Source organism: Mucilaginibacter sp., from assembly GCF_028288205.1.
Lineage (GTDB): Bacteria > Bacteroidota > Bacteroidia > Sphingobacteriales > Sphingobacteriaceae > Mucilaginibacter.
Genome location: NZ_JAQBOD010000008.1, coordinates 33,844 through 40,916 on the forward strand (window position 1 = coordinate 33,844; position 7,073 = coordinate 40,916).

Here is a 7,073-nt window from a genome sequence, read left to right on the forward strand (position 1 = left end):
ACATGACAACTTTAAAAAGAAGAACATTCATCCAATATCTTTCAGTTATGGGCGCAGCATTGCCTTTAAATAGCTGGGCAAAAAGATTTAAGCCTGTTGCTGATAAAGCTTTTAATTTTATGTTTTTAGGCGATTTGCACTTTGATAAGCTGATGCATCATGACATGGATTATCTGAAAGAAAAATATCCTAATGATATTAGGCAAATAGAGAATTATTCGCGTATAACACGTGATAATTTATCAAGTTTAATGCAGGTATCTAAAGAATGCGCCAATGAAACAGATGCCAAATTTTACCTTCAGATTGGAGACTTTGTAGAGGGCTTATGCGGTTCGAAGGAACGGGCTGCAATTCAAACCACCGAGTTAATAAACTATGTGGAGCAACAAAAATTCGACCGCCCCTTTATTGCGATAAAAGGTAATCATGATATTACCGGTACTGGTGCGAAAGAGGTTTATGAGGAAATAGTTTTGCCTTGGCAAAGTAAACAATTAAGGCAGCCGGTTACTTCGGCAAATAATGTTTATGTGCACAATAAGGCCCGGTTTATTTTATTTGATTGCTTTAACGAAAAAGATGGTTTGGTTTGGTTAAGAGAGGTAATAAAAGATCATAAGCCTGATGAACAACTGTTTTTTTGCACGCACATCCCGGTAGTGCCTTATGATGCGCGTGCCAATTGGGCGATATATATTAAGCCCCAGCAACAGCAGGACCGCGAAGAGCTATTAAATATGCTTGCAGAACATAAGGCAATAGTTTTAAGTGGCCACCTGCACAAAACAAGCATAGTGGTTAGGAACACATCCAAAGGTAACTTTGTACAAGTTGCAATTGGCAGCGTTATACCATCATTAAATGCACCTATAAAAAATCATTTGAAAGGGTTAGATGCCTATACCACTGATTTGACTGACCTGGAACCAAATTTTACACCGGCAAGCTTACAGCTTCGCAAGGATATTCTGGCAAAAGAAAAATCCTTCATCCGTCATTATGAATATGCTGATTTTTGCGGATATGCTGCTATAAGCCTCGATCAGCAAAATGAAGTAAACCTATCCATATTTGCTAATGCTGATAAACAGCCCTGGATTAAAGTTGATCTCACCAAACTTTTTACTGCTTAAACATAAAATCCATATGAAACATTACAGGGTTTTGTTAGCGGCATTACTGGTTTTTTTAAAGCTGCCGGTTATTGCGCAGGATATAAGTTTTATAGCATTAGGCGATATGCATTATGACCGTTTGCAGGATCATGATTTAAAATATGTAACCAGCAGGCCCCAGGATCTAAGACAGATTATGGACGAGTACCCACAATATACCGCTTTCTACCTGCCTGAATTTTTGCAACTGATAAAAAAACAGAGTGCTGCTATCCCTAATGTCAAAGCAGTGGTACAACTGGGCGACCTAGTGGAAGGCGTTGCGGGAAATGCTGCTTTAGCCAGGCAAATGGATCGCGGTGTAGTTGATTTGTTGCATGATGTTAATTTGCCGGTTCCATGGGTGCTTACTAAAGGCAACCACGATGTAAGTAACAGCCCGGGGCAGCCGGAAGCATGGGAGGAAGTTATTCGGCCTTTTATTGAAGGACAGGTTGGGAAACCTATCGGGCATGGGATGTATACTTATTCATTAAGTGCAAACACCGAGTTGTTTGTATTGGATCAGTTTTTTAGCATAGACCGAAAGGTACCTGAGACGGAAATGATCGCATTTTTGGAAAAGGAACTTTCCGCATCCAAAGCGACCTATAAGTTTGTACTGACCCACCAGCCGGTTATACCGGTAACGCAACGTTGCTGGCACCTGCTGAGTGGCATTCGCCGACCGATGCAGGACACCACTTTAAGAGAGCGTTTTTTGAACATGCTGGCCAAAAATAAAGTTATGGTGTTATGCGCGCATTTACATGAGTATGCCGTGGTATCACGCAAAACGGCCTCGGGTAATGTGGTACAGGTAATGATCAATAGCGTAAACCGCGGTCCGGGTGCTGCTGTTCCCCGAAAGGAGAGCAAGGAATACAGAGGAGAGCAATGGATCGATGATGATCCCAAGTGGGAACCTTCAACGGCTGAACGTCGGAGAAAGATACTGGCTCATGAAAAAAAATATATTACTGATTTTCAGATCGCCGACCTGCCCGGTTATGCGGCTATATCTGTTTTAGACAATCAACACAAAGTGATACTGAACTATTATAACGGGTTTGCCGAGCAACCCTATCAAAGTATTGATTTGAGTGAATTGCAGCAGACGGGCAGGTTAAATAATTAGCATAAATATAAAGATTCCCGACAGTTTTGCCAGGGGACTGTATGTTTGCTTTTTATTTCTTCATTCTAAAAACCACCGTCTTAGGCGGTGGTTTTTTAGTATAATGGAGCAATAGCCGTGGCTGAGCTGTTGTACCATTCAGATAATTATTTAAAACTAATATAATGAAGTACCTGTTATATTTTTTTCTACAATACCAGGATGAAAAAAAAGGAAGAAAGGAAGTATTTTGATCAAGAATGGGCCGATATGAAATCCCATTTGAAGTCTTTTTTTAAGAAAGCGCAACAAGAAGATCTGCACGGTTTTAGGGTGCAGGTTAAAAAATTACGTGCCTTTTTAATCTTATCAGATAGTATGGGCGATCACCCCAAATTGGCCGGGTATTTCAAACCCATCAATAAAATATTTAAACAGGCAGGCGAGATACGGAACGCGTATATGAACCAGGAATTAGGCAAGGCGCAGCAAATTCATAACAATGCGTTTATGGACAGTCAACACCAATTGGAGATTAAGGCAGGCAGGAAATTTAAATCAAACAAAGTGAGATTTTTGGAAAGATTAAACGTTACACGCCGGGTATTAAAAGGGAAAATAAAGCCGGTAAGTGATCTGTATATTAGCCTGTTTTATCAAACCCGACTGGAGCAAATCGGGGATTCTCTGGCAATACTTAAATTTGATGACTCCTTACATCAATGCCGTAAACAGGTCAAGATCCTGATCTATAATTATAAATTGGCCCATGCCGTTCCGGCCATTGGTTTTAACAAGGATTACCTGGAGCGGGTACAAGCCGTTATCGGGGATTGGCACGATCATGTGCTGGCTATCAAATTATTTTCTAATGAGATGATAGATCAAGCGGCGGTTACCAAGCTGAAAGAGCAGGATAGCCGGTTAAAAAAGCAGATCACTGCACTGACTAAAGATTTTTATAACCAGGCAACCACGGTAACAGAGCTACCTGTTGAACAAATAAGCTAAAAAGCGATGGGCGCAGAGTCTTCTGCACAGTGTAAGCCGGTTATGTTAATTGTCGATATCCGTTACCAGTATGAAAAGCAGCAGATAGCCAGTCCGTGGGAAACATATGAATCGTGCGGGATAAACTCACTAAGGTCAGCAAGGGTTTTGGCATAGCCGGCGATCTTTTCTGTAGCCCGGGCGTTATAGTTGTTATTGAGCCTTTTCTACCAGGGGCGTAATTTTAAATTTAAACTGATAATGTTGATAAGGTAAAAGATATTGATTTAACGGCAACCGCCCCCAACTGTTCACACTGCCGACACCCATTTGTTTAAAGTCAATATCTAATTGAGTTTGGACGCGCGGTTTTAGTTCGCCTGAATGCCGCTGATGCTTTTCGTCACCATCATCAAGATCACTATCAAAAAAATGAAGGGCACTCATACTAAGCGGAACATCGGATTGTATCATAATCCCTTTATTTGTGATGGTATTTGTTAATTTATACCAGCGAATATCTGTTTTTGTTCCGGTCTCCTGCGGGCGCACATAGGGGTGGAACTGTTGGCTAACTGTTTGTTTATAAATCCCTAAATCAGCTGCGGTATTTCTGTCCTGATAGTTTTCCTGTGGACCCCGACCATAATATGCAATAGATTCAAAGTTTTCGGGCAAAATCCATTGCATACCAAACTTTAACAGCATGCTTACTTTTCTTGTAGCATCCGGTATTAATTCCTGACTTACCAACATTTCTCCTGAACCATTAATTGTATAGGTAATATTTAGCTTGGCGTATACTTCGGATAAGTCATAGCTTGTGGTTACTAAAACCAGGTCCTTGTCTTGCTTGGTTGAAAAACCTGATAGCTTTAAATTTGCTGCTGCTTCTTTCCATGGTTTTAAAATAAGTTGCAGTTTGGCACCCATGTCATTATCTGTAGGGGCCCGCCAAAAGTTAGGGCGAAGGCTAAAGCCATTAGCCAATAAATTTTGATCGTTAACAACATATCGGGCTAATAATCCTGTTTTTTTATCGAAGCTAATCGTCATATTAGATGAGCTTATATTGTAAAACAAATCATCAGTTGACGTCACCACTTTTGTAGTGGAAGTAATATCTGGCTTATTAGTATAAGTGCCTACTATTGGTAATTGCTCTTCCGCTATACGATGGCTTGCCGGAATAAGCAGAGCTTCTTGCTTTTGCAGATAGGATAGGTTAAGTAATATTTCTCCCTCTTGCGGAATATTGAGAGGCAGAATAACCCGGCCTGTTTGCTGAGGCTGTATATCAATAGCCGCAACCTCGCCTGATTGTATAACAGTTCCGTTCTGCACGAGTTGCCAAAGCAATTTTACATTTGAAAGATCTTTGAAAAAATTCTCATTAAAAATTTCAACTGTATTGTTTCCCTTCCACTTGCTATGGATATTCTGATAAACTTTTTTCACTTCCCATGCTTCCGGATCAGGGTCCCGATTTGATTGGAATACCCCATCACTCATGGAATTATTATCACTTGGCACATCAGGCGGGCCAAAGTCGCCTCCATAGGCATAAATGGTATCACCTTTCGCTGTGATCTTTCGTATTCCCTGATCAACAAAATCCCAGATAAAGCCTCCTTGAAAAGCATGCTTGTTGTTTCTGATAATGTCCCAGTAATCTTTAAAATTACCCAGAGAATTACCCATTGAATGAGCATATTCACACATAATGAAGGGCTTATCCGGTTTAGTATTGTTCTTTGCGTAATCCACCATATTCTCAGGCGTTGGATACATTGGATTGATAATATCAGTGTTCCACTGGGTTGTAAAAGTTGTATTATTGGCAACCCCTTGTTCATATTGTATCGGCCTGGTTGTATCTCTGGCCTTAAGCCATAAATAACATTCATAAAAATTATAACCGTTGCCTGCTTCGTTACCCAAACTCCAGGTAATAATGCTGGGATGATTCTTATCCCGCTCTACCATGCGCTGTAGCCGTAACATATGAGCCTGTTTCCATGATGGTTTATTGGCAAGAGTTTTAGTAATATCATATCCTATACCATGCGATTCTATATTAGCCTCATCAACAACATATATCCCATATTGATCGCACAACTCATACCAATATTCATCATTAGGATAATGACAGGTTCTGACAGCGTTAATGTTAAACTTTTTCATAAGTTTAATATCAACCAACATAGCTTCTTTTGATATGGTTTGCCCTGTTATCGGATCTGTTTCATGCCGGTTAACTCCTTTAATCAGCACAGGCTGGCCGTTTACCAGCAAATGGCCGTCTTTTATTTCCACCCTTCTGAACCCTGCTTTTTGTGGGATCACTTCCAATAGTTTGCCGTCTTTATCGGTAAGCTTTATCAGCACATGGTATAGATTGGGCGTCTCAGCCGTCCAAAGGTTTGGATTCACCACGGGAATATTAATCGTTTTTGATGTTTGATTTGAAAATAACGCGTTGCCTTTTGCAATAAACCGCCCATTATTGTCAGTTATCTCAACGGTTGCATTGGCTGCGCCTGTTTTATTTAATTTAAGCGTTACCTCAAGCCCAGCATTTTTATAATGCTCATCTAAATGCGCATTTAGCTGTATATCGTTAATATGCAGGGGGCGGCGAGCAACCAGGTAGCAATCGCGCATAATACCGCCCAAACGCCAAAAGTCCTGACCTTCAAGATAAGTGCCATCACTCCAGCGCATCACTTTCAATACAATCAGATTTTTACCAGATTTTATATACGGGGTAATATTAAATTCTGATGCCAGTTTGCTGTCTTCACCATAGCCGGTGTATTTACCGTTTACCCATATCTGTATATTTGATTTGGCTGAGCCGATATGTAAAATGATTTGCCTGCCTTTCCAACCTTCGCCAACAGTTATTTCTCTGCGGTAAACACCGGTGGGGTCAAAGCTTAGGGGGACAAGCGGTGGATTAGGTTTCATTTTATTTTGAAACTCATAGCCAATGTTAACAAAAATGGGGTAACCATATCCGTTTACCTCCCAGGTTGCCGGAATTTTGAAGCTATCCCACTTATGATCGTCAAATACCACACTTTGATAATCCTCAGGCAGATCGGCAGGCTTCTCTACCCACTTAAATTTCCATGCGCCATTCAGGCTCAAATAGTTTGACGATTTTTGCCAGTCATTTTCCGCCGCCTGTTTTGCCGATTCATATACATTATACGATGCGTGCATAGGCAGCCGATTTTCTTCGCTCCTGGTCTCATCTAACCACATGGGTTTTTGGGCCATAGTGGAATAAAAAAACAGTGCATAAATCAGTGTAACAACCAGTCGTTTCATTTTATCAGTTGTAAATAAAGTTTAATTATTAATGATTGCTTAACATAATTACGGTTAACTGCCGCAGGATAGATGCGCTAAAATAATAAAACTTAGCTATTACATATCCGTCCAATTATATCCCATTACCAATATTTAGCAAAAGTGCCTGATTATATTAAACCCGTAAAAACACCTGTTTTAATATTTGCTCAACTATTTCAGCTTATATTATTACCAGCTATCCGTTCTGAAGGGCGCCACCGGTAGCCCTTCGGTATTATAAACATCTCCGGTTACCCAATCTTTAAAAGCGTATCTGACTGCTACGGGGACCTTTATCTTATCACTTTCAACCATAATTCCATTACCCGAAATTCTTGCTTTGGCAGGATAGAATACTTTATCGTCTCCGGCTATTTCAAAAGCTAACAATTCTTTGCCAAAAGAGGTAAGCCCATTAGGGGTATAATTAAAACTGATATAAGCACTGC

The 7,073-nt window shown here is 40.4% G+C and carries 4 protein-coding genes and 1 pseudogene; 3 read left to right on the top strand and 2 right to left on the bottom strand.

The window, feature by feature from the left end; genetic code table 11:
- Window positions 1-2 precede the first annotated feature (2 nt).
- The 3 genes from JWR23_RS01425 to JWR23_RS01435 all read left to right on the top strand — a co-directional run bounded on the left by JWR23_RS01425 (window position 3) and on the right by JWR23_RS01435 (window position 3,285).
- A complete protein-coding gene (locus tag JWR23_RS01425) occupies window positions 3-1,136 on the top strand; it encodes a metallophosphoesterase (RefSeq protein WP_299511987.1) in 1,134 nt (377 codons plus the stop codon).
- A gap of 13 nt (window positions 1,137-1,149) precedes the next feature.
- On the top strand, window positions 1,150-2,295 hold the full coding sequence (locus JWR23_RS01430) for a metallophosphoesterase (RefSeq protein ID WP_299511990.1): 1,146 nt from the start codon (window positions 1,150-1,152) through the stop codon (window positions 2,293-2,295).
- Window positions 2,296-2,496: 201 nt separating this feature from the next.
- A complete protein-coding gene (locus tag JWR23_RS01435) occupies window positions 2,497-3,285 on the top strand; it encodes a CHAD domain-containing protein (protein ID WP_299511992.1) in 789 nt (262 codons plus the stop codon).
- Window positions 3,286-3,477: 192 nt separating this feature from the next.
- On the opposite strand, the gene JWR23_RS01440 is transcribed toward JWR23_RS01435, so the two are convergent.
- Together JWR23_RS01440 and JWR23_RS01445 are read right to left on the bottom strand one after the other, a co-directional pair.
- Window positions 3,478-6,600: a glycoside hydrolase family 2 TIM barrel-domain containing protein gene (locus JWR23_RS01440; RefSeq protein ID WP_299511994.1), complete on the bottom strand. Its 3,123-nt coding sequence runs from the start codon at window positions 6,598-6,600 to the stop codon at window positions 3,478-3,480.
- A 213-nt stretch (window positions 6,601-6,813) separates the two neighbouring features.
- Window positions 6,814-7,073 (bottom strand): annotated as a pseudogene (locus JWR23_RS01445) (sialate O-acetylesterase); the annotation flags it as partial.

Excerpts from the sequence above, each read along its gene's own strand:
- JWR23_RS01425 (WP_299511987.1), top strand. The coding sequence starts at position 3 with ATGACAACTTTAAAAAGAAGAACATTCATCCAATATCTTTCAGTTATG.
- JWR23_RS01430 (WP_299511990.1), top strand. The coding sequence starts at position 1,150 with ATGAAACATTACAGGGTTTTGTTAGCGGCATTACTGGTTTTTTTAAAG.
- JWR23_RS01435 (WP_299511992.1), top strand. The coding sequence starts at position 2,497 with ATGAAAAAAAAGGAAGAAAGGAAGTATTTTGATCAAGAATGGGCCGAT.
- JWR23_RS01440 (WP_299511994.1), bottom strand. The coding sequence starts at position 6,600 with ATGAAACGACTGGTTGTTACACTGATTTATGCACTGTTTTTTTATTCC.